We start from the raw sequence: 20,854 nt of genomic DNA, 5'->3' as shown, positions 1-20,854 counted from the left end.
TGTCCACTGCCGCGTCGTGCGCAAGCAGGCGGCCACGCCGGGACATCGGCGCAGCTAAGTGACACACGTTACGCCGATCATCACGGCCGGGCCGCGCAACGCAGTGTCCCGTGTGTCCCGCACCTTGGAAAGACCCGAGCCAAGATCAATGTACCGTCGGCGTCAGGCGGCTGCGGGCCCGGCCGCACGGGCGCTGCGGCACCGGTCAGCCCGACGCGCCGCCGGTGAAGTTCCACGAGGCCAGCCGCAGCGACGGCCCCTCCCACCAGCCGCCGTCTAACCGGTCCGGCTGACGGACCGGCCGCCGGCCGAGGCCGAGCACCGCCCCCGGCCCCAACGCCCGGGGGTACGCCTGGGTGAACCGGAAGTTCCGCACCGCCCGCACCGGCACGCCGTCCTCGACCAGCCACACCCCGTTACGGGTCAACCCGGTGATCACCAGGCTCTTCGGGTCGAGCACCCGGGTGTACCAGAAGTCGCTGACCAGCAGCCCCCTGGCCATCGGCGCGACCAGCGCGGCGGTGTCCGCGTCCGCCACCGCCCCCGCGACCGGGCCGCCGGTCGGACCGCCGCCGACCGCCGGGTCCACCGGGCCGTCGGCCGTCCCGGGCATCCGGAGATTACGGGGGATCGGGCCGAAGGTGGCGCCGCCCGGCGTCCCGTGCCCGGTCGACGACGTGCCCGCACCGGCGGCGCTGCGCCGGTCGTGGGCCACCGCGCGGGTGGTGCCCGCCTCGACCAGGGTCAGCGCCGTACGCGGGGTGCCCTCCAGGTCGAACGGCATCGCCCCGCCGTACGTCGGGTCGTCGACCAGGGTCACCGCCGGATCGAACTGGGCGACGCCGGGACGGGCGAACGACTGGCCCTCGACGTGCCGTTTGCCGTTGAAGCCGTACCAGGCGAGATTCTGCAACAGGTCGGCCACCGCGGCCGGTTCGAGGACCACCTCGTACCGGCCCGGGGGCAGCTCGACCGGATCGGCGGCGGCCCGTGCCTTCGCCGCCGCCCGCGCCCCCAGGGTCGCGCCGTCCACCTCGTCGAGGCGACCGGCGCAGAGCCGGGCCACCCCGTCCGCGCCGCCCGCCCGGGCGATGCCGTCCATCGCCGCCTCGGTGGTGCGCCCCTGCGCCGCCTGGCCGGCCGAGTTGGCGAACGCCCCCGACCGGTACGCGGTCCGGCAGTATCCGGCCGCCTCCAGCCCACCCACCGCGTCGACGAAGGCCCGGACCCGGTCGGCCCGGGCCGCCGGCTCGGCGTAGGCGGTCGCCTCGTCGAGCAGGCCGTTGGAGTGCACCGCCGACGGTGGGGTCAGCCCCGGCCAGGCCGGGTCGGGCGGGCAGAGCCGGGCCGCGGCGAGGGTCCGCCCGACCAGGGCCCGCAGCCCGTCGGTGCCGACCAGGCTGCCGCTCCCGGCGGCCGTCCGACCGTCGACGTGCACCCGCAGCCGGACCGTCAGCTGCGACTCGGCGACGTTCTGGTGGATGAACGAGTTGGCGAACCGGGTCAGCGCCAGATCGTGCCGGACGACGGTGACCTCGGCCTCGGCGGCCGGACCGGCGACCTCGTGGACCAGCTCCACCACCCGGGCGGCGACGTCCAACTCGGTCGCCCCGGTGTCCCGCAGGCCGGTCATGCCCGCACCCCCACCCGGACGCCCCGGAACCGGGCCGGCGCCGCCGGATGCCCGGTGTGCCCGATCTGGCCGGGCTGGCCCTTGCCACAGTTCGGGGTGCCCCACGGGACGATCTCGGAGGAGAGCATGTCCATCGACCGCCAGAACAGCGGGCCGATGCCGGTGTAGGTGGGGTTGCGCAGCATCCGGCCGCGCCGGCCGTTGCGCACCTCCCAGGCGATCTCGCAGCCGAACTGGAAGTTCAGCCGCCGGTCGTCGATCGACCAGGACCGGTTGACGTCCATCAGCACCCCGTCGTCGGTGGCCGCGATGATCTCGTCGAGGGTGTGCGGCCCGGGTTCCAGGCCCACGTTGGTCATCCGCACCATCGGCAGCCGGGCCCAGCCGTCGGCCCGTACGCTGCCGCCGTAACCCAGGCCGGCGACGGCGGCCGAGTCCCGGCCGGCGAGCACCCCGACCCAGCGGCCCTCGCGTACCGCGTCGCGCTTGACCGCCGGGGAGCCCTCGTCGTCGAAGCCGAAGCTGCCCAGCGCGCCGGGGATCGTCGGGTCGATGGTGACGTTCATCAGCTCGGAGCCGTAGCGCAGCGACCCGAGCTGGGCCAGGTCGAGCCACGAGGTGCCGGCGAAGGCGGCCTCCCAGCCGAGGATGCGGTCCAGCTCGATGGCGTGCCCGACCGACTCGTGGATCTGCAACGCGAGCTGCTCGTCGCCCAGGATCAGGTCGGTCTCGCCGGACGGGCACTCCGGCGCGGTGAGCAGCGCCCGGGACTCGTCGGCGATCCGGGCGGCGTGCGCGGTCAGGTCGAGCGACTCGACCAGCTCCCACCCGGTGGTGCCGTACTGGCCCCGGTAGCTCGGCCAGGAGCGGCGCTGGGTCTCGTGCTCGCCGATCGCGGTGGCCGAGATGCCGCCGCCGCACTCGCGGATGTGCTGGTCGATGCGGTGCCCCTCGCTGGAGACGAACCACTTGCGGGTGTCCCAGATCTGGTAGAGCCCCTCGGCCAGGTCGGCCCCCTGCCCGCGTGCCGCCTCGGTGGCCCGGACCAGCAGGTCACCCTTGTCGGACAGCGGCACGCCGAGCGGATCGACCGCGCAGTCGGAGGCCCAGCTCGCCACCACCGGCTCGGCCGGGGTCAGCGTGATCGGTGGGCCGGCCACCCGGGCGCTCGCGGCGGCCACCTCCGCGGCCCGCCGGCCGGCCGCGCGGGCCGCCGCGTCGGACAGTTCGGGTACGGCGTGGAAGCCCCACCCCGACCCGACCAGCGCGCGTACGCCCAGGCCGATGCTCTCGTTCTGGGTCAGCTCCTCGATCGCGCCGTTGCGCGCGGACATCGACTCGTAGCGCAGGTGCATCACCCGGGCGTCCGCATACCGGGCACCCGCGTCGAGAGCGGCCTGTACGGCTGCGGCCGCCGCGTCGAACTCGGTCATGGACCGACCCTAGGCCAGTCCACCGACATCCGTCAGGGCAGCAGATCCTCGGGTCGGATCGTGGCCCGCACCGGCTCCGTGAGGTCGAGCGTCTCCCCGACCTTGGCGACCGCGTGCTCCAGGTAGTGCCGGCCGTGTCGGCGGTAGAGGTGCAGGTTGCCGTTCTGCTGCTCGACCAGCAGGTACCACTCGATCCCGGCGGTGGCGTAGTAGTGCATCTTGAGGACCTTGTCGGTCGCCGCGTTGCCGGGCGAGATGATCTCGCACACCAGGTGGACGTCGTGCGCCTCGACGTGGACCTCGTCGAAGTCGATCTCGCCGGTGACGACGAGATCGGGAATGGTGATCCGACCCGGCTTGAGGCGGACGTTGACCGCCTCCAGGACCCGCAGGTGCGCACTGCGGGCCGGCTGCCGTAGCGCGGCCCGGAGCTCACCCGAGATGTTCTGGTGGCGGGGGGTAGGGGCTGGGGTCACGTGGAGGCTCCCGTCGAAGAGTTCGACGCGTTGGGACGTCTTGCCGAGGGAGAGGTACTCCTCTTCGGTCCACGGTCCGTCGTGGCCGAACACCGCTGCGGTCATGGTCGGCCACCTCCACCTCGTGTCGCCGGGCATCCTCCACCGGGCACCCCGCCCATGGTCGCACCCCGGGTGCGACCGGACGGCGACGACACCGTGCGGCGACTACGCTGTGGTCCGGTGACAGCTCCCGCTCCGTAGCTTATTTTCAGCCTCGGCTCTTTGTTGTAGGTTCCCTACAATCCGAGGAGGCGGTCGTGGACAGTCCGAAGGCAGGCGACGACCCGTACCTGCGGGTGGACGACCTGCGGGTGCGGTTCGACACGGCCGACGGCGTGGTACGCGCGGTCGACGGGGTGTCCTTCACCGTGCCGCGCGGCCGGACGCTCGGCATCGTCGGCGAGTCGGGCTCCGGCAAGAGCGCCACCGCGCTGGCCGTGCTCGGCCTGCACGACCCCCGACGCAGCACCGTCACCGGCGGGATCACCGTCGGCGGGCGGCAACTCGTCGGCCTTCCCGAGGACCGGGTACGCCGGCTGCGCGGCCGGGATGCGGCGATGATCTTCCAGGACCCGCTCTCCGCGCTGCACCCCTACTACAGCGTGGGGCGGCAGATCGCCGAGGCGTACCGGGTGCACCATCCCCGGGCGGGGCGGCGGGCGGCGCGGACCCGTGCGGTGGACATGCTCGACCGGGTGGGCATCCCGCAGCCGGCCCGCCGCTACGACCAGTACCCGCACGAGTTCTCCGGCGGGATGCGGCAGCGGGCGATGATCGCGATGGCACTGGTCAACGACCCGGCGCTGGTCGTCGCCGACGAGCCGACCACCGCGCTGGACGTGACGGTGCAGGCCCAGATCCTCGACCTGCTCGCCGACCTCCAGGCCGAGTTCCGCACCGCGATCGTACTGATCACCCACGATCTGGGGGTGGTCGCCCAGGTCGCCGACGACGTGCTGGTCATGTACGCCGGGCGGGTGGTCGAGCAGGGCGGCGTGACGCAGGTGCTCCGTCGGCCGCAGCACCCGTACACCTGGGGGTTGCTCTCCAGCGTGCCGTCGCTGCACGGCGACCCGGACGCGGACCTGGTGCCCATCCCGGGCAACCCGCCCTCGCTGATCGACCTGCCGTCCGGCTGCGCGTTCCACCCCCGCTGCCGGTACGCCGGCGACCGTTCCCGCGCCGAGGTGCCGCGCCTCGCCCCGGCCGGCACGGACGGCCACCTGGTCGCCTGCCACCTCCCCGCCGACGACCGCGCCGCCCTCTCCCACCAGGCCGTGTCCCGGGCCGGGGTGTCCCCATGAGCGCGACGAACGTGCCACGGTCGCGGACGGAAGGCGGGTCCATGAACGCTGGTGAGCCGTTGTTGCGGGTGCGGGGATTGACCAAGCACTTCCCGGTCCGCACCGGCCTGCGGTCCCGGGGACTGGTGCGGGCGGTGGACGGGCTGGACTTCGACGTGCGGCCCGGCGAGACGTTGGGCCTGGTGGGGGAGTCCGGCTGCGGCAAGAGCACCACCGGCCGGATGCTGGTCCGGCTGCTGGAGCCGACCGCCGGGACGATCGAGTTCGCCGGCCGGGACATCACCCACGCCCGTCGGCGTGAGCTGCGTCCACTGCGCCAGGACCTCCAGATCATCTTCCAGGACCCGTACGCCTCGCTGAACCCCCGGCACACCGTCGGACGGATCGTGGCGTTGCCGTTGCAGGTCAACGGGATCGACCCGCCCGGCGGGGTGCGGCAGCGGGTACGGGAACTGCTGGAACTGGTCGGGCTCAATCCGGAGCACTACAACCGCTACCCGCACGAGTTCTCCGGCGGGCAGCGGCAGCGGATCGGGATCGCCCGCGCGCTGGCCCTGCGGCCGAAGCTGATCGTCGCCGACGAGCCGGTCTCCGCGCTCGACGTCTCGATCCAGGCGCAGGTGGTGAACCTGCTGCGTGACCTGCAACGCGACCTCGGCCTGGCGTTCGTGTTCATCGCGCACGACCTGGCCGTGGTGCGGCACTTCTGCCAACGGGTCGCGGTGATGTACCTGGGCCGGATCGTCGAGATCGGCGACCGGGACGACATCTACCGGCGGCCCCGGCACCCGTACACCCGGGCGCTGCTGTCGGCGGTTCCGGACGTGACCGCGACGGGTGGGGCGGGGCGGATCAGGCTGACCGGGGACGTGCCCACGCCGCTGGACCCGCCGTCGGGCTGCCGGTTCCGCACCCGGTGCCCCAGGGCGCAGGACGTCTGCGCCCGCGAGGAGCCGGCGCTGGTGGTCGACGCCGGGGGCCGGCACGCCACCGCCTGCCACTTCCCGGAGACCGGACCGCCGCCGGCCGGGGCGGGCGGTGCCGTGGCGGCTGCCGGCGCGGGTCGGGTCGGCGGGAACGCCGAGGAGGTGGCGACATGAGTGTGTCCCCGGTCGATCCGGCGACGCTGGCCGAGGCCGAGGCCGAGGCCGGGACGGGTGGCGACCGGCCCGGGTCCGGGTTCGTCGGACGCTCGCCCGGCCAACTCGCCTGGGCCCGGCTGCGGCGGGACCGCACCGGCCTGGTCAGCGGCGGGATGCTGGTCTTCTTCGTGCTGGTGGCGCTCGCCGTGCCGCTGATCGAGTGGGCGTACGGGATCGGCCCCCGGGAGCAGTTCCAGTCCCGGCTGGACGGCTTCGGGATGCCGCTCGGGTACGCCGGCGGGGTGACCGGGGAACACTGGTTCGGGCTGGAGCCGGGGCTGGGCCGGGACATCTTCATCCGGATGGTGCACGGGCTGCGCACCTCGCTGTTCATCGCGTTCGCGGCGGCGGTGACCACGGCGGCGATCGGTGTCGTGCTGGGCACCCTCGCCGGCTACCTGGGCGGCTGGCTGGACGCGGTGGTCAACTGGGTCACCGACCTGACCCTGGCGATGCCGTTCCTGATCATCGCGCTGGCGTTGACGCCGACCGTCGCGCTGCGCTTCTACGGCCAGCGGGAGGAGGTGCCGGCCGCGTTCCAGATCGGGGTGCTGATCGCCATCTTCGCGCTGTTCGGCTGGACGAGCACCGCCCGGCTGGTACGCGGACAGGTGATCGCGTTGCGCGAGCGGGAGTTCGTGGAGGCGGCGCGGGCCAGCGGCGCGGGGCTGGGGCACATGCTGTTCCGGCAACTGCTGCCGAACCTCTGGGCGCCCATCCTGGTGTCGTTCTCGCTGGCGGTGCCGGCGTACATCACCAGCGAGGCGGCGCTGTCGTTCATCGGCGTCGGGCTGACCGACGCCACCCCGAGCTTCGGCCGGATGATCTACCGCAGCCTGGACTACCTCCAGACCGACCCGGCGTACGTCTTCTTCCCCGGCATCACGATCTTCGCGCTCGTGTTCGCCTTCAACCTCTTCGGCGACGCGCTGCGGGACGCGCTCGACCCGAAGTCGTCCCGGTAGGAGGGCCCGGCGATGGCGCGGTTCCTGGTCAAGCGGCTCTTCTCGGCGGCGTTGACGCTCTTCGCGGTCAGCGTGCTCAGCTTCCTGATGTTCTTCGCCCTGCCCCGGGACCCGGTCACCGGGATGTGTCCCAAGAACTGCAACCCGGAACGGCTGGAGCGGGTCCGTCAGGAGCTGGGCCTGCGCGACCCGCTGATCAGCCAGTACGCCGGCTACATGAAGGGCATCGTCACCGGGCGGGACCTCGGCAGCGCCCAGGGTGGCCGGTGCGACGCGCCCTGCCTGGGCTGGTCGTACGTCGCCAACGAGGCGGTCAGCGACACCATCGCCCGGGTGCTGCCGGTGACGTTGAGCATCGTCGTCCCGGCGGCGGTGCTGTGGCTGCTGCTCGGGGTGGGCCTGGGCATGGTCTCGGCGCTGCGCCGGGGCACCTGGCTGGACCGGGCGGCGATCGGCTTCTCGCTGGCCGGGGCGTCGTTGCAGCTCTACTTCGTGGGGGCGGTGCTGCTGCTGGTGTTCGTCTACACGCTGCGCTGGCTGCCGGTGCCGAGCTACACGCCGTTGTCCGACGACCCGCTCCGGTGGGCCGGCGGGCTGGTGCTGGCCTGGTTGTCGCTGGCGTTCCTGTTCTCGGCGATCTACGCCCGGCTGTCCCGGGCGCAGATGCTGGAGACGCTGTCGGAGGACTTCGTCCGGACCGCGCGGGCCAAGGGCCTGGCCAGAAGCACGGTCTACGGGCGGCACGCGCTACGCGCGGCGATCACGCCGGTGGTGACGATCGCCGGTCTGGACGTCGGCGGCGCGCTCGGCGGCACGGTGATCACCGAGACGACCTTCGGCCTCAACGGCATGGGGCGGACGGCGGTCGACGCGGTCCGCGCCGGTGACCTGCCCACCATCATGGCGACCGTGCTGATCGCGGCGGTCTTCGTGGTGCTGGCGAACGTGCTGGTGGACCTGCTGTACGCGGCGATCGACCCCCGGGTGCGGTTGCGCTGACCGGCCCGTCGGGCGGTGGAAGTTACCGAAATCTGCTAGACAGTCCGAAGTTTTTCTTCTTGAAGATCCCGGGTGTCGGCGGTCACCTCCGCCGGTGACCGGGTGGAGGAGGTAGGAGATGCGACCACGCGCAGCAGCCGCCGTGGGCGGGGCGATCGCCCTGGTGGTGGCGTTGGGAGCCTGCTCGGAGAACACGGGTGAGGGCACCACCGTGGACACCGACCGGCAGCAGACCGGGGTGATCGCCACCGATCCGAAGGACTCCCAGGGCCCGGCCGCCGAGATCGACGGGGCGACCCGGGGCGGCACCTTCACCATCATCCGGGAGACCCCCATCTCGCACCTGGACCCGCAGCGGACGTACTCGTTCGCCGGTCTGATGGCCAACCCGCTGTTCGCCCGCTACCTGACCACCTGGAAGGACGACGGCAGGGGCGGCCTGGTCCTGGTCGGTGACCTGGCGCAGAACCCGGGCAACAACGTGAACAGCGACTGCCGGGTCTGGGAGTTCACCATCAAGGACGGGGTGAAGTTCGAGGACGGCAGCCCGATCACGGCGAAGGAGATCGCGTACGGCATCGCCCGCTCCTTCGACCCCGACCTGACCGGCGGCCCCACCTACCTCCAGGAGTGGATCGCCGACACCCCGCAGTACGACACGAAGTGGGACTTCAAGAAGAACAAGACGTCGCTGCCGCCGGGGCTGACCACCCCGGACGCGAAGACGCTGCGCTTCGAGTTCGCCAAGCCCCGCTGCGACCTGCCGTTCGCGGTCTCGCTGCCGACCACCGCGCCGCTCAGGCCCGAGCAGGACACCGGCGTCAACCTGGACCAGCGGCCGTTCTCCTCCGGGCCGTACAAGATCGCCAAGAACCAGGCCGGCGTGCAGCTCACCCTGGACCGCAACCCGCACTGGGACGCCGCCACCGACCCGGTCCGCCACCAGTACCCGGACCAGTTCGTCTGGACCTTCGGGCCGACCGCCGACGCGGCCGTCAACCGGGTGATCGCCGACAACGGCGCCGACCAGAGCGCGTTGGCCTGGAACTACGTGCCGGCCTCGCTGGTCGCCCGGGTCGCGCAGGACCGGGGCCTCAAGTCACGCAGCGTCCTGTCGCCGACGCCGAGCGCCAACCAGCTCGTCATCAACAACCAGCGGGTCACCGACCTCGCCGTCCGCCGGGCACTCAACTACGCCATCGACCGCGACGGCCTGGTCAAGGCGCTCGGCGGGCAGACCGTCGCCCAGCCGATGACCACCCTGATGCCGCCGTCCACCATCGGCTACCAGGCGTACGACGCCTACCCGGCCGGTGCCAACGGCGACGTCGACAAAGCCAAGGAACTGCTCGCCGGCAAGACCCCGGAGCTGGTCCTCGGGGTGGCCGACAACACCACCGAGCAGCAGATGGGCACCCAGCTCAAGGCCAACCTGGAACGCGCCGGGTTCAGGATCACGCTGCGGAACATCCCGGACGACGCGAAACTTGACGAGATCAAGAAGAAGAACAACCCGTGGGACCTCTACATCGGCAACTGGGCCGCCGACTGGCCCAGCGGCGCGTCGATCCTGCCGGTGCTCTACGACGGTCGCACCATCAAGGCCGAGGGCAACAGCAACCAGGCGTACTTCAACGACCCGGCGGTCAACGCCGAGATCGACCGCATCCAGGCCATGCCCCCGGCCGACCAGGGCCCTGAGTGGGGCAAGCTCGACCGGCGGATCATGACCGAGTACGCCCCGGTGGTGCCGCTCTTCGTGGACGTGGCCTACACGGTGCACGGCTCGAAGGTCGGCGGGATCTTCATCTCCAGCGTCTTCGGCTACCCGTCCTTCGTCAACGCCCACGTCAAGCAGTGACGTCGCACTGAGCCGGAACCGGGCTCCCTCCCGATCAGCGTCGGAGGGAGCCCGTCGGCTCGCGTGGGCGCACTGCGCCGATCTCCGATGCCCGCGACAGTCTCGCGGACATCGTTTCCCGCGCCCACTACGCCGGGCGGATCACCTACGTCACCCGGCGTGGGCAGCGACTGGCCGCCATCGTCCCCGCCGAGATGGCCGAAGCGATCGAACGCGCCGAGGATGCCGCCGACGTCGCTGCCGCCCGGGAGGCCCTGGCCCGCATCGACGAGGGCGACGCGCCCGTTCCGCTGACCGAACTGCGCCGCGAGTTGGGCCTGTGACCTCGCCGACGTACACCGTTCACGTCGAGCGTCGGTAACCATCGCATCGTCTACACCGTCCGCGACCAGGAATTGGTCGTCCTCGTGGCCCACCTCGGCCACCGCAGCGACGTCTACGAGACGCTCTGACCTAAGCGCCTACCCGGGCGGGGTGTTGTAGCGGTCGAGCGTCGCCTTGGACGTCGAGGCGTCCTGGAAGGTCAGCTCCCAGGGGCCGGTGTTGACGTCCATGTCCTTGCCGAACCCGACCCACTTCCCCGCCATCCGTCGACCGGTCGGCTCCACCAGCAGTTGGATCGCGCCGTGGTAGCGGGCTCCCCGGTAGTGACCGGCGGGGTCGGTCTGCTCCACCCAGGTGCCGGTGACGACGGCACCGTCCACGCTGAGATCCAGCGACAGCGACGATGCCGCCGAGCCGGGCAGGCTGCGCACGGTCAACCGGTCGCCGTGCTGGAGCACGACCACGAAGTGCTGCCCGGCGAAGGATTCGCCCCGGCTGCTGGAGTGGTATTGATAGCGGCTGAGCCATACCCCCTCGTGTGACCCGTGCGCGGCGGCTGATCTGGGCGTCGGGGTGGCCAGGTCGGACATGGGCGAGCGGTCGCCGCCGTCCTGGTCGTCGACCGCGTCGCCGTCAGGGGTCGTGGCGAAGCCGAGCAGTGTGATGGGCAGGCCGGTGACGACCTCCAACGCACGGGCGTACACGGGACGAGGGGCGGCGGTCATCCCAGACTCCCAGCGTTGGACGAGCCGCTTGTTGGCGTCGTTGGGTTCGCCGGCACGGTAGCCGGCGGCCTGCAGCGCGCGGGCGAAGTCGTCCTGGCTCATGCGCATCCTGGTCCGGACGGCGCGCAGTGCGATGTTGGGGGCAGCCATGCCGTCACGGTAGCGACTTTGTCGCCCTAATGTCGTCCCCTAGGCGACCGTTTTGTCACTTGCTATGACGTCGTGTGCAGCGACATTTCAGCGTCGAATCCATGTAGCGCGCGGTGGCTGAACCTGCCGCCGCGTTGTTGACGGAGGTGACGATGGAGCGTCGTGGCGACGGATCGACGGTGAGCCGGGGTGAGCAGATCGATGCTGCCGAGCGGGAGGCGGCGCGGCAGCGGATTCTGGCGCAGGCCGAGGCGGAGCGGATACCCGTGGAGGAAACGACCCGGGCGGTGCCGGATCGGCGGTGGCGCGGTGAGCGGTGACGCGTTGCCGATCGGTCGGCGGATGGCGTACCTGCGGGTGCGGCGGAAGCTGTCGCAGCAGTCGTTCGCCGACCGGCTGGGCAAGTCGAAGAGCTGGGTGGACAAGGTCGAGCGTGGAGTCCGCCCGCTGGAACGGATGTCGACCATCCGGGAGGTCGCGGCGGTGCTGCGGGTCGACACCGCGACGCTGCTCGGTCGGGACGTCCAACCCGCCGAGGTGGCCACGCGCGATACGAGCGTCGCCCGGATCAGTGCGGCACTGTCGACGTACGAGATGGTTCTTGGTCGGGTGGCGGCGGGCCGGGTGGTGCTGCCGGCGGATCGGCTGGCGCGGGCGCTGGGGCACGCGTGGACGGCGTACCAGCAGGCCCGCTATCCGCGCCTGGTGGAGTTGCTGCCGGGATTGTTGACCGAGGTGCACCGTGCCCACGTGCGGGACCCGGAGGTGGGCCGGGCGGCGGTGGTGCAGGCGTACCGGGTGACGGCGGCGCTGCTGGTGAAGCTGGACGAGGGAAGCCTCGCCTGGTTGGCCGCCGACCGGGCGATGTCTGCCGCCACTGGTGACCGGGTGTTGCTGGCGGGCGCGGCGGTGCAGCTCGGTCAGGTGCTGCGGACGGTGGCGCGGGCGCGGTCGGTGATGCTGGCCGCCGCGTACCAGATCGCCCCGGTCGATCCCGACCGTGGTACGCCGCAGGAGTGGTCGTTGTGCGGATCGCTACTGGTGCAGGCTGCATTGATCGCGGCACGGACGGGGGACGATCGGGCGGCCGACGGCCTGTTGGACGAGGCCACCGAGATGGCCGCCCGGGTCGGCGACGGTCACGACCATCACCGGACGGGGTTCGGGCCGGCGGCCGTCGAGGCGGGACGGGTCACCGCCGCCGTGGAACTGGGTGACGGCCCGCAGGCGGTCGCCCGGCACGAGGAGGTGATCGGGTGGGACGGGTGGCGCTGGCTGCCGGTCGAGCAGCGGGCCGCCCACCTGGTCGACGCGGCGCGCGGGTACCTGCTGACCGGTGATCCGGTCGGCGCGGCGCGGGCACTGATCCGCGCCGACCGTGTCGCGCCCGCCGAGGTCAGGCACCGGCCGGCGGTACGGAAGGTGGTCGACCAACTCGCCCGCGACCCGCGTGCCCCCACCACGATCACCCCGCTCGCCGTCAGCCTCGGGCTGCTCTGACGAGGGTCGGCCTGTCTGCCGGATTGCCCGGCGGCGGCGCCGACCCGGGCGGCGACGAGCCGCCCGCCGGGTCACGCGGCGGGTCGGCGGTCAGTCGACTCGCAGGGCCAGTAGGGCGCTCTTCAGTTCCTGTTCGACGTACTGCCGGGAATCCCGGTCGGCAACCATCAGCAGGTAGCTGTCCTGGCGGGCCGGAATTCCCGACACCGAGAACCGGAACTGGCAGGTGCCGTCGGCGAGCGCACGGGCGTCGGTCAACCGTCCACCCGCGAATCCGAGGCCGGCGAAGATGACCACCTGGGCACCCTCCCTGACGTCGGCGTGGCCGCCCGTCCCGGCGCAGCCCCCATGACCGTCGGTGACGAAGGACCCGCTGTCGCCGAGGAGGACGGTGCCGGAGGCCACGAACGTCTCCCCCGGCAGCCGGTTCGCCGCGACCGGAGTGCGGGCCCTGGTGCTGTTGCCCACGAACATTCCCCCTGCGAGCAGCAGCCCCGCAGCGGCACCGGCCCACATCCACCCGGGACGACGCCGCGTGGCCCGCTCCGCGTACAGGGGCTGCATGTCGTCTCCGGGGTGTGGGGCGGGCGGGACCTCCGAAAGTGTGATCGAAACCGTCCTCTCCCGCAGCCCCGTGCCGACCCCGGTGATCAAGAAGTTTGCGTCAGATTCCGGGCCGCAGGATGACGCAAACCTCTTGATCACCGGGGCAAGGCGGGTGGGGCGAGGCGGGTGGGCCGGTGTTGACCCCCGGACAGAGGCGCAATTCGATTGACCGCCGGTCGGCCGGTCGGGACAGTTCGGGGCATGGACCCGACGTCGCGCGTCAACCGGACCGCGTGGGAACTGGCCCACCAGGAGCGGGTCTGGGCCAACGACCAGATGCTGGCCCAGGCGGCGGCCGGCGTCACGCTCGTACCCAGCGAACGCGCGCTGCTGCGTGACATCCTGGCCACCCGCCCCCTGGTGGTCCACCCGCAGAGCGGCAACGGCCAGGGGTCTGGACGAACCGCGCATCCGCCCCGACCGTAGCTACTTCGGCCGCTCGTTCGTCTGCGCCGACGACAGTTTCCCGGCCCACGGGGCGGTGATGTGGCAGTGGACCCTCGGCCGGATCGTCACCGCCGTGGTCACCGCCGGCCTGGAGGTCCGGCAGCTCGACGAGTACGCGGAGCCGTTCTGGCGGATGGGTGAAATCGACGCGGCGGCCTTCCGGGGCCACCTGCCGAACGCGTTCGCCCTGCTGGCCCGCCGCCCCGCCGCCCGCTGACCCGCCCGACCGGCGGCCCGGCTCAGCCCAGGTGGGTACGGAGGAAGTCGAGTTCCAGGCGGAGCAGGCGTTCGGACAGCCCCCCGGCCGCCATGTGGGTGGCCCCGGTCAGCGGCAGCACCGCGTGCGGCCGACCGGTCGACAGCAGCGCCGCCGACAGCCGCAGCGTGTGCGCGGCCACCACATTGTCGTCGACCATGCCGTGCACCAGCAGCAGTGGGCGGGCCGGCTCGCCGGGATGCAGCGGCTCCGCCGCCAGCTCCACCAGCGAGTGGTGTCCGTACACGTCGATGCCGTCGTCGGGCAGGCCGAGGTAGCGCTCGGTGTACGCGGTGTCGTACAGCGCCCAGTCGCTGACCGGGGCGCCGGCGATGCCGCACCGGAACAGCTCCGGATGGCGCAGCACCGCCAGCCCGGCCAGCCAGCCGCCGAACGACCACCCCCGGATCGCCACCCGGTCCAGGTCCAGGTCGGGGTGCTTGCCGGCCAGCGCGGTCAACGCGTCCACCTGGTCGGTCAGGACCACGTCGGCCACCCGCCGGTGGATCGCCTTCTCGAACGACGGCGCCACGCCCGGCGTACCCCGGTTGTCGACGGTGACCACGGCGAACCCGGAGTCCGCCCACCACTGCCGCTCCAGCCAGGCCGACCGGGCGGCCACCACCTCCTGGTGGCCGGGGCCGCCGTAGACGTCCAGCAGCACCGGCAACCGGGTGCCCTTGACGTGCTCGGACGGGTAGAGCACCGCCGTCGGTAACCGCCTGTCGGTCACCCGGACCAGCATCGGCCGGGGCGCCGACGACGGGGTGGCGGCCAGCGACCGCAGCCGGGCCACCTCGCCGTCGCCGCGCCACACCGACCAGGTCGTCCCTGCGTCGTCCAACGAGGCGGTGCCGACGACCAGGGTGTCCCCGCCGACCACCGCCGTGTGCCAGCCGGGGGTGCTGCTCATCCGGCGGGCGTCCACCCCGCCACCGATCACCGTACGGACCCGGTAGAGGTGCCGTTGGCTCGGTTCGCCCTCACTCGCCTCGACCAGCAGGTCGGCCGGGCCGGGGCCGGTGGGCAGCCGGCCCACCACCCGCCGTACGTACAGCGAGGGCGGGGTGAGCAGGGTGCCGTCGGCGAACAGGCAGCGGGCGTCGTACCCGTCGTGGGCCAGTTCGCCGCCGACCAGCACCCGGCCGTCGGGCAGGTGCGCCGGGGTGCCGGGGATCGGCTCCACCCAGCGCGGGTCGGCCAGCTCGGCGTGCACCTGTGTCTCCCCGGTACGCGGGTCCACCGCCAGCACCAGGCCGTGCTGCTGCGACCGGCGCAGCACGGTGATCAGCGGGTTGCCGTCGGCCCAGTCGACCGAGGTCAGGTACGGGTAGGTTTCCCGGTCCCAGTGCACGTCGACCCAGCCGTCGTCGAGGTCGAGCAGGTGCAGGCTGACCTCGGCGTTCGGCCCACCCGCCCGGGGGTACGCGACGGTGGTCGGCGGGGTCGCCGGGTCCGCCGGGTCGTGCAGGTGCCAGCGGGGCAGCCGGGACTCGTCGACCCGGGCGGCGAGCACCATCCGCCCGTCCGGGGCCCACCAGTAGCCCCGGTACCGGCCGAACTCCTCCGCCGCGACGTGCTCGGCGAGCCCCCAGGTCACCCCGCCGTCCTCGCCGGCCAGCAGGGAGTCGGTGCCGTCCGGGGCGACCACCCGCAGTTCGCCCCGGCGTACCCCGTCGGCGGCGTCGGTCACGTACGCCACCCGCTGCCCGGTGGGGTCGGGTCGGGGGTCGATCACCGGCCCGACGGTGGTCACCTCGATCACGTCGCCGTGCACCAGGTCGGCCCGGAACAACCGGCCGGCCAGCGCGAACACCGCCACCCGGCCCGCGCCGTCCAGCGCGTACGAGCCGATGCCGGCGGCGCTGAGCCGGCGGCGTTCGCGTAACGTCCGCTCGCCCGGGGCCAGCGCCGCCGGGTCGGCGTCGTCGCCGAGCAGCACGGCCGGGTCGGCGATCAGCCGTTCCTCGGCGGAGGCGGTCTCCAGCGCCCAGAGCGCGTCGGCCGGGTCCTGCGGGCCGCCCGAGCGGAGGAAGACCACCCGGGAACCGTCGTCGGCCACGGAAACGGCGCGCGGCGCCCCGTGGCTGAACCGACGGGTACGGGCGGCCAGCTCGGGAAAGTCCACAACCCGGATCGTAGAGCCGTGCCGGGCGTGATGTGGCCGACCTGCCTGGACGCGTACGCCCCGGTGCCGCCGGACCGCCGGTTAGAGTGACGGTCGTGACGACGCTGCCCGACCGACGCCTCCTGCTGGTCCACGCGCACCCCGACGACGAGTCCATCGGCACCGGGTCGACGATGGCGCACTACGCCGCCGCCGGGGCCCACGTCACGCTGGTGACCTGCACCCTCGGCGAGGAGGGCGAGATCCACGTGCCGGCGCTGGCGCAGCTCGCCGCCGCCGAGGCCGACCAGCTCGGCGGGTTCCGGATCGGCGAGCTGGCCGCCGCCTGCGCCGCGCTCGGCGTCACCGACCACCGGTTCCTCGGCGGCGCGGGCCGCTACCGGGACTCGGGCATGATGGGCATGCCCACCAACGGGCACCCCCGGGCGTTCTGGCGGGCCGACCTCGACGAGGCCGCCGGGCTGCTCCTGGAGGTCATCCGGGAGATCCGCCCGCAGGTCCTGGTCACCTACGACCCGAACGGCTTCTACGGGCACCCGGACCACATCCAGGCGCACCGGGTGGCGATGCGGGCGCACGAGCTGGCCGGCGCGGAGGGCATCGCCCCGGCCAAGGTCTACTGGACGGCGCTGCCGCGCAGCGTCCTGGAGGCCGGGATGAGCCACTTCACCGAGTCGTCGGACAACCCCTTCGCCGCCATCGACAGCGTCGACGACCTGCCGTTCGGCACGCCGGACGATCAGATCGCCGCCCGGATCGACGCCACCGACCAGCATGCCGCCAAGGAGGCGGCGATGCGGGCGCACGCCACCCAGATCCCGGCCAACTCCTGGCTGTACGCGATCGCCGGCAACTTCGGCGCGGAGTTCATGGGCGTGGAGTACTTCACCCTGGCGGTGGGGGAGCCCGGCCCGGGGGGCGGCCCGAACGGCTGGGAGAGCGACCTCTTCGCCGGGATCGACCCGGACCCGGCGGACCTGCCGGGCGGCCGGCCGGTGGCGGCGCGACGGCCGGAGCAGGCGACCCCGGCGGGTGACGCGTCGGCGGCCACGGCGTCGGCCGGGCTCCGGTGACCCTGCCCGCCACGCCGATGCCGGTCGTCGAGGAGGAGACCGCCGCCGTCCCGCCGCCGCCCGGCTGGACGGCCCGCCTGCTCGACGTCGTGCTGCGGGTGGCCGGCGGGCTGGTCGCCGTGGTCGGTGGGGTGCTCACCGCCCTGATCGGGCTGCTGCTGTCCACCGTCCGGGCCGGCGGGCAGTTGATCGGGGTGTCGGTGGTGGTCACCATCCTGGGCGCGGTCGCGGTGAGCTGGTTCGCGTACGCGGCGGTCGGCCGGAAGTGGGCGGTGGCGTTGCCGGCGCTGCCGTGGTTCGTGCTGATGGCGGTGGCGGCGGTCCGTACCGCCGAGGGTGACCTGCTGGTCGCCGGGGACAACTGGGTCGGGCTGGCGATGATCACCACCGGGGCGATGACGTTCGCGGTGATGGCGTTCCGGCAGATGCTCAGCCCGCAGCCGCGCCGCCACGACGGGTGATGACGACACACAGCCGGCGGTGGTAGATATTCCTGCCAGGAGACCCGCCGACGGGGCGGGTGGTACGGCGGGAGGCGTGTGATGACGGAACGGTGGCGGGTGGTCGGCGCACTCGCGGCGGCCCTGTTCGCGGTCAACGTGGTGGCCCGGGTGATCATCAAACTCGGCTTCGACGGGAACGACACCGCCGCCGACCGGGTCTCGCTGGGCATGTTCGTCGTGGTCGGGTTGATCCTGGCCGGGGTGGTGTTCATCCGGGGCCGGGCCGTTCCGGCGGCGCGCTGGGGTGCCGACGTGTCCGCCGCGGTGGCCGTGGCGCTGCTGCTGACGGTGCTCGTCGGCCCGCTGCTGGTGGGGAACAACCCGTTCGGTGGCGGTGCGGGGCTGTTCTTCGCCCAGATCTGGCTCTACCTCCTCGCCGCCGGGGCCGGTGTGGCGATCGGCTACCTGGTGCTCGTCGCGCTCGGCCGTGACCACCGTTCGCAGCAGCTGCGGCGGTACGCCGAGCGCAACGTCGGCAAGCCACGTCGGGTGGTCCGCCGCTGACCGCTGCCGGCCCAGGCTTGATCAACTCAACGGGGCGCAGGTAGCGGTGTCCGGACCGAGGGGATGCCGCAACCTCGGCCCACAGGAGTCGATCAAGGCGGCCGGGCCGGATCAGGTGGGTGGGGCGACCCGGGTCAGGTAGGTGTGGTGGGTGGTGAAGCCGAGCTTGCGGTAGAGCGCCACCGCCCCGGTGTTGCGCTGCTCCACCTGGAGGAAGGCGTGCGTCGCCCCCTCGGCCGTGCCCCACCCGGCCAGCGCCCGGATCACCCGGGCCGCCAGCCCCTGCCGGCGCGCCGACGGGGCCACCTCGATCAGGCTGAGCCCCAGCCAGCGGCCCTGCCCGGTGACCGTGCCCCGGCCCGTCGCGACCAGCCTGCCGTCGGCGTACACCTGGGCGAAGCGGACCCGGGCCACGGCGGTGAGGATGTGCCGGGCGGAGTCCGGCAGGCCGCCCTTGCGCCCGGCGGCGACCGCGAGCCACTCCTCGGACGGCGCGACGTCGAGCACCACGGGCGGGCCGTCGACGTCCCGACCCGCGTCGCGCGGGGCCGGGCCGTGGCGGCCCACCCCGGGCCCCGGGGACGTGCCACCCGTCCCGGCGGGGAGTGGCTCCGGGGACGTGCCGTCCGTCCCGGCGGGGAATGGCTCCGGGGGCAGCAGGGCGGCCAGGGGGACGGTCTGGACCAGGGTCAGCGGCCGGGCGGTCCAGCCCCGGGCGTCCAGTTCCGCGCCGACCGGCACGGCCAGCGGCAACGGTGTGTTGACCATGGCGGGTTGGCCGTGTCCGGCGTACCAGCGTTCGATGGCGTCGACCGCCGCCGGCAGCGGCCGGTCCGGGTCGCCCACCGGCAGGGCCGAGTTGGCGCGTCCGGTCCAGCCGTCGGCGGAGCGCAGCAGCCAGTCGCCGAGCCGGCCGCGTACCGGCGCGGGCCACGCCTCGTCCGCGGCGAGTTCCAGCTCGACCACGGCGGAGGCGGTGGGCCGGCGGGTGGGCGGCACCCGTTTGGCCCGGTGCACCTCGGCCACCGGCACCCGGACCCGGCCCTGCGCGGTGGCGATGGTGAGATGGGTCTCGCTCAGCTCGACCAGTTCGCCGAGGGCGTCCGAGAAGAGGGGCCGGCCCTCACGAATCCCCACAATGCGGCGAACCACGATCCGGTGTCCCACATCCTGCTGTCGGAGCACGATCGACCTCCTCCCCGGCGAGATACTAGGCTCTTAGCGTCGCGGGTGATCGCGACGAGTCTTGCGGAGGAGAAGACCGGTGACCTACATCATCGCCGAGCCGTGCGTGGATGTGCTCGACAAGGCATGCATCGAGGAATGCCCGGTCGACTGCATTTACGAGGGCAACCGGATGCTCTACATCCACCCCGACGAATGCGTCGACTGTGGTGCCTGTGAGCCGGTCTGCCCGGTGGAGGCCATCTTCTACGAGGACGACGTCCCCGAGCAGTGGAAGGACTACACCGGGGCCAACTACGAGTTCTTCGAGGACCTGGGCTCGCCGGGGGGCGCGTCGAAGATCGGCAAGGTGGAGAAGGACGCGACGTTCGTCGCCGGCCAGCCGCCGCGCGGCGAGGGCCACTGAACCGGCCCGCCGCCGTGGCAGCGGGGTCGCCGACCGGGCCCGGTACGGGCCCGGTCGGGTCCGCGCCGGAACCGTCGGTCCGGCCCGTGCCGGTGTCGGCCCGGTTGCCCGAGTTCACCTGGGACACCCTGGACGCCGCAGCCACCCTGGCCGCGGCGCACCCGGACGGCCTGATCAACCTCTCCATGGGTACGCCGGTCGACCCGGTGCCCACGGTGATCCGGCAGGCCCTGGCCGACGCGTCCGACACGCCGGGCTATCCGCTGACGGCGGGCACCCCGGCGCTGCGGCAGGCCATCGCCGGCTGGGTGGCGCGCGCCTGCGCCGCCGGTGTCGACGGGCTCGGGGTGCTGCCGACGATCGGCTCCAAGGAGCTGGTCGCCTGGCTGCCCACCCTGCTCGGGATCGGCCCCGGCGACGTGGTCGTGGTGCCGACGATCGCCTATCCGACATACGAGGACGGCGCCCGGCTGGCCGGTGCCACCGTGGTGCGGTCCGACGCGCTGACCGCGGTCGGTCCCACCTCGCGGGTACGCCTGGTCTGGGTCAACTCGCCCGGCAACCCGACCGGCCGGGTGCTGCCCGCCGCCCACCTGCGCAAGGTGGTCGACTGGGCCCGGGAGCGCGGTGCCGTGGTGGCCAGCGACGAGTGCTACCTCCCGCTGGGCTGGACGGCCGACGCGGCCCCGGTGTCGGTGCTCGCGCCGGAGGTCTGCGGCGGCTCGTACGACTCGGTGCTGGCGGTGCACTCGCTGTCCAAGCGGTCCAACCTGGCCGGCTACCGGGCCGGGTTCGTCGCCGGTGACCCGGCGCTCGTCGCCGAGCTGCTGAAGATCCGCAAGCACGCCGGCATGATCGTCCCGGCACCGGTGCAGGCCGCCATGGTGGCCGCGCTCGGTGACCAGGCGCACGCCGACGAGCAGCGGGAACGCTACCGGGCCCGGCGGGAGACGCTGCTCGCCGCGTTCACCGGGGCGGGTTTCCGGCTGGAACACTCCGAGGCGGGCCTCTACCTCTGGCTCACCCGCGACGAGGACTGCTGGGACACCGTCGACTGGCTGGCCCGCCGGGGCATCCTGGTCGCCGCCGGGGCCTTCTACGGCCCGGCGGGGCAGCGGCACGTCCGGGTGGCGCTGACCGGGTCCGACGCGCACGTCGGGGCGGTCGCGCACCGGCTCGCCCAGCCGTAGGG

General features: G+C 73.0%; 22 protein-coding genes and 1 pseudogene. 16 read left to right on the top strand and 7 right to left on the bottom strand.

Annotation, left to right across the window (positions count from 1 at the left end; all coding sequences use genetic code 11):
* Positions 1-205: 205 nt before the first annotated feature.
* The 3 genes from H1A17_RS04915 to H1A17_RS04905 are packed head-to-tail and all read right to left on the bottom strand — an operon-like array spanning position 206 to position 3,647.
* Positions 206-1,633, bottom strand: coding sequence for a TldD/PmbA family protein (locus H1A17_RS04915; protein ID WP_194821174.1), 1,428 nt, complete (start codon positions 1,631-1,633; stop codon positions 206-208).
* Positions 1,630-3,066: a TldD/PmbA family protein gene (locus tag H1A17_RS04910; RefSeq protein ID WP_145921624.1), complete on the bottom strand. Its 1,437-nt coding sequence runs from the start codon at positions 3,064-3,066 to the stop codon at positions 1,630-1,632. Before H1A17_RS04910 ends, H1A17_RS04915 begins: the two co-directional genes overlap by 4 nt.
* A 32-nt stretch (positions 3,067-3,098) precedes the next feature.
* On the bottom strand, positions 3,099-3,647 hold the full coding sequence (locus tag H1A17_RS04905) for a Uma2 family endonuclease (RefSeq protein WP_145921623.1): 549 nt from the start codon (positions 3,645-3,647) through the stop codon (positions 3,099-3,101).
* A 194-nt stretch (positions 3,648-3,841) separates the two neighbouring features.
* Between H1A17_RS04905 and H1A17_RS04900 the strand changes: the two genes are divergently transcribed.
* The 7 genes and pseudogenes from H1A17_RS04900 to H1A17_RS04870 form a co-directional block, all read left to right on the top strand.
* Positions 3,842-4,888 carry an ABC transporter ATP-binding protein gene (locus H1A17_RS04900; RefSeq protein ID WP_145921622.1) on the top strand — a complete coding sequence of 349 codons (1,047 nt, stop codon included), beginning with the start codon at positions 3,842-3,844 and terminating at the stop codon, positions 4,886-4,888.
* A gap of 41 nt (positions 4,889-4,929) precedes the next feature.
* Complete coding sequence (locus tag H1A17_RS04895; RefSeq protein ID WP_194821173.1) at positions 4,930-5,988, top strand: ABC transporter ATP-binding protein; 1,059 nt, start codon at positions 4,930-4,932, stop codon at positions 5,986-5,988.
* The gene (locus H1A17_RS04890; RefSeq protein ID WP_194821172.1) at positions 5,985-6,995 is read left to right on the top strand and encodes an ABC transporter permease; all 1,011 of its coding nucleotides are present in this window, start codon (positions 5,985-5,987) and stop codon (positions 6,993-6,995) included. Before H1A17_RS04895 ends, H1A17_RS04890 begins: the two co-directional genes overlap by 4 nt.
* A gap of 12 nt (positions 6,996-7,007) precedes the next feature.
* A complete protein-coding gene (locus H1A17_RS04885) occupies positions 7,008-7,994 on the top strand; it encodes an ABC transporter permease (RefSeq protein WP_194821171.1) in 987 nt (328 codons plus the stop codon).
* A gap of 118 nt (positions 7,995-8,112) precedes the next feature.
* Positions 8,113-9,855 carry an ABC transporter substrate-binding protein gene (locus H1A17_RS04880; protein WP_194821170.1) on the top strand — a complete coding sequence of 581 codons (1,743 nt, stop codon included), beginning with the start codon at positions 8,113-8,115 and terminating at the stop codon, positions 9,853-9,855.
* Positions 9,856-9,935: 80 nt separating this feature from the next.
* Positions 9,936-10,178 (top strand): type II toxin-antitoxin system prevent-host-death family antitoxin, encoded by a 243-nt coding sequence (locus H1A17_RS04875; protein WP_194821202.1) that lies wholly within the window; start codon positions 9,936-9,938, stop codon positions 10,176-10,178.
* A gap of 30 nt (positions 10,179-10,208) precedes the next feature.
* Positions 10,209-10,307, top strand: a pseudogene (locus tag H1A17_RS04870) (type II toxin-antitoxin system RelE/ParE family toxin); the annotation flags it as partial.
* A gap of 9 nt (positions 10,308-10,316) precedes the next feature.
* On the opposite strand, the gene H1A17_RS04865 reads toward H1A17_RS04870, so the two are convergent.
* The gene (locus H1A17_RS04865) at positions 10,317-11,054 is read right to left on the bottom strand and encodes a DNA-binding transcriptional regulator (RefSeq protein WP_194821169.1); all 738 of its coding nucleotides are present in this window, start codon (positions 11,052-11,054) and stop codon (positions 10,317-10,319) included.
* A gap of 113 nt (positions 11,055-11,167) precedes the next feature.
* Here H1A17_RS04865 and H1A17_RS34200 point away from each other — a divergent pair, with 113 nt between their 5' ends.
* Together H1A17_RS34200 and H1A17_RS04860 are read left to right on the top strand one after the other, a co-directional pair.
* Positions 11,168-11,374, top strand: coding sequence for a hypothetical protein (locus tag H1A17_RS34200; protein ID WP_228542974.1), 207 nt, complete (start codon positions 11,168-11,170; stop codon positions 11,372-11,374).
* Positions 11,364-12,554: a helix-turn-helix domain-containing protein gene (locus H1A17_RS04860; RefSeq protein ID WP_309236702.1), complete on the top strand. Its 1,191-nt coding sequence runs from the start codon at positions 11,364-11,366 to the stop codon at positions 12,552-12,554. Before H1A17_RS34200 ends, H1A17_RS04860 begins: the two co-directional genes overlap by 11 nt.
* Positions 12,555-12,644: 90 nt before the next feature.
* Here the strand turns inward: H1A17_RS04860 and H1A17_RS04855 are convergent, their stop codons facing one another.
* Positions 12,645-13,118 carry a hypothetical protein gene (locus tag H1A17_RS04855; RefSeq protein ID WP_194821168.1) on the bottom strand — a complete coding sequence of 158 codons (474 nt, stop codon included), beginning with the start codon at positions 13,116-13,118 and terminating at the stop codon, positions 12,645-12,647.
* 243 nt (positions 13,119-13,361) lie between these two features.
* Between H1A17_RS04855 and H1A17_RS04850 the strand changes: the two genes are divergently transcribed.
* On the top strand, positions 13,362-13,586 hold the full coding sequence (locus H1A17_RS04850; RefSeq protein WP_194821167.1) for a hypothetical protein: 225 nt from the start codon (positions 13,362-13,364) through the stop codon (positions 13,584-13,586).
* A gap of 58 nt (positions 13,587-13,644) precedes the next feature.
* On the top strand, positions 13,645-13,824 hold the full coding sequence (locus H1A17_RS04845) for a hypothetical protein (RefSeq protein WP_194821166.1): 180 nt from the start codon (positions 13,645-13,647) through the stop codon (positions 13,822-13,824).
* Positions 13,825-13,846: 22 nt separating this feature from the next.
* Here the strand turns inward: H1A17_RS04845 and H1A17_RS04840 are convergent, their stop codons facing one another.
* Positions 13,847-15,991, bottom strand: a complete 2,145-nt coding sequence (locus H1A17_RS04840; protein WP_145921612.1) for a prolyl oligopeptidase family serine peptidase — start codon at positions 15,989-15,991, stop codon at positions 13,847-13,849.
* Between the two features lie 86 nt (positions 15,992-16,077).
* Here H1A17_RS04840 and mshB point away from each other — a divergent pair, with 86 nt between their 5' ends.
* From mshB to H1A17_RS04825, 3 genes are all read left to right on the top strand, one after another.
* Entirely contained in the window at positions 16,078-17,064 is a 987-nt protein-coding gene (gene mshB, locus H1A17_RS04835; protein ID WP_194821165.1) for an N-acetyl-1-D-myo-inositol-2-amino-2-deoxy-alpha-D-glucopyranoside deacetylase, read from the top strand.
* Positions 17,065-17,081: 17 nt separating this feature from the next.
* Positions 17,082-17,525, top strand: a complete 444-nt coding sequence (locus tag H1A17_RS04830) for a hypothetical protein (RefSeq protein ID WP_145923041.1) — start codon at positions 17,082-17,084, stop codon at positions 17,523-17,525.
* An 81-nt stretch (positions 17,526-17,606) separates the two neighbouring features.
* Complete coding sequence (locus H1A17_RS04825; RefSeq protein ID WP_145921610.1) at positions 17,607-18,071, top strand: hypothetical protein; 465 nt, start codon at positions 17,607-17,609, stop codon at positions 18,069-18,071.
* A gap of 111 nt (positions 18,072-18,182) precedes the next feature.
* On the opposite strand, the gene H1A17_RS04820 is transcribed toward H1A17_RS04825, so the two are convergent.
* A complete protein-coding gene (locus H1A17_RS04820; RefSeq protein ID WP_194821164.1) occupies positions 18,183-19,256 on the bottom strand; it encodes a GNAT family N-acetyltransferase in 1,074 nt (357 codons plus the stop codon).
* Positions 19,257-19,335: 79 nt separating this feature from the next.
* Here H1A17_RS04820 and fdxA point away from each other — a divergent pair, with 79 nt between their 5' ends.
* The gene (gene fdxA / locus H1A17_RS04815; RefSeq protein ID WP_007072862.1) at positions 19,336-19,662 is read left to right on the top strand and encodes a ferredoxin; all 327 of its coding nucleotides are present in this window, start codon (positions 19,336-19,338) and stop codon (positions 19,660-19,662) included.
* A gap of 86 nt (positions 19,663-19,748) precedes the next feature.
* Complete coding sequence (gene dapC, locus H1A17_RS04810) at positions 19,749-20,852, top strand: succinyldiaminopimelate transaminase (protein ID WP_168222562.1); 1,104 nt, start codon at positions 19,749-19,751, stop codon at positions 20,850-20,852.
* The last annotated feature ends 2 nt before the right edge of the window (positions 20,853-20,854 follow it).

The organism is Micromonospora sp. S-DT3-3-22 (assembly GCF_015354745.1).
Lineage (GTDB): Bacteria > Actinomycetota > Actinomycetes > Mycobacteriales > Micromonosporaceae > Micromonospora > Micromonospora wenchangensis.
Note: the sequence above shows the minus strand (reverse complement) of the source record. Positions and strands in the feature narration are given on the sequence as shown.

Bases quoted from the DNA above. Each gene is read 5' to 3' on its own strand.
- H1A17_RS04895 (WP_194821173.1), top strand. From the start codon at position 4,930: ATGAACGCTGGTGAGCCGTTGTTGCGGGTGCGGGGATTGACCAAGCAC.
- H1A17_RS04885 (WP_194821171.1), top strand. From the start codon at position 7,008: ATGGCGCGGTTCCTGGTCAAGCGGCTCTTCTCGGCGGCGTTGACGCTC.
- H1A17_RS04905 (WP_145921623.1), bottom strand. From the start codon at position 3,647: ATGACCGCAGCGGTGTTCGGCCACGACGGACCGTGGACCGAAGAGGAG.
- H1A17_RS04880 (WP_194821170.1), top strand. From the start codon at position 8,113: ATGCGACCACGCGCAGCAGCCGCCGTGGGCGGGGCGATCGCCCTGGTG.
- H1A17_RS04915 (WP_194821174.1), bottom strand. From the start codon at position 1,633: ATGACCGGCCTGCGGGACACCGGGGCGACCGAGTTGGACGTCGCCGCC.
- H1A17_RS04890 (WP_194821172.1), top strand. From the start codon at position 5,985: ATGAGTGTGTCCCCGGTCGATCCGGCGACGCTGGCCGAGGCCGAGGCC.
- H1A17_RS04855 (WP_194821168.1), bottom strand. From the start codon at position 13,118: ATGCAGCCCCTGTACGCGGAGCGGGCCACGCGGCGTCGTCCCGGGTGG.
- H1A17_RS04865 (WP_194821169.1), bottom strand. From the start codon at position 11,054: ATGGCTGCCCCCAACATCGCACTGCGCGCCGTCCGGACCAGGATGCGC.
- H1A17_RS04825 (WP_145921610.1), top strand. From the start codon at position 17,607: ATGACGGAACGGTGGCGGGTGGTCGGCGCACTCGCGGCGGCCCTGTTC.
- H1A17_RS04845 (WP_194821166.1), top strand. From the start codon at position 13,645: ATGTGGCAGTGGACCCTCGGCCGGATCGTCACCGCCGTGGTCACCGCC.
- H1A17_RS04830 (WP_145923041.1), top strand. From the start codon at position 17,082: ATGCCGGTCGTCGAGGAGGAGACCGCCGCCGTCCCGCCGCCGCCCGGC.
- H1A17_RS04910 (WP_145921624.1), bottom strand. From the start codon at position 3,066: ATGACCGAGTTCGACGCGGCGGCCGCAGCCGTACAGGCCGCTCTCGAC.
- H1A17_RS04850 (WP_194821167.1), top strand. From the start codon at position 13,362: ATGGACCCGACGTCGCGCGTCAACCGGACCGCGTGGGAACTGGCCCAC.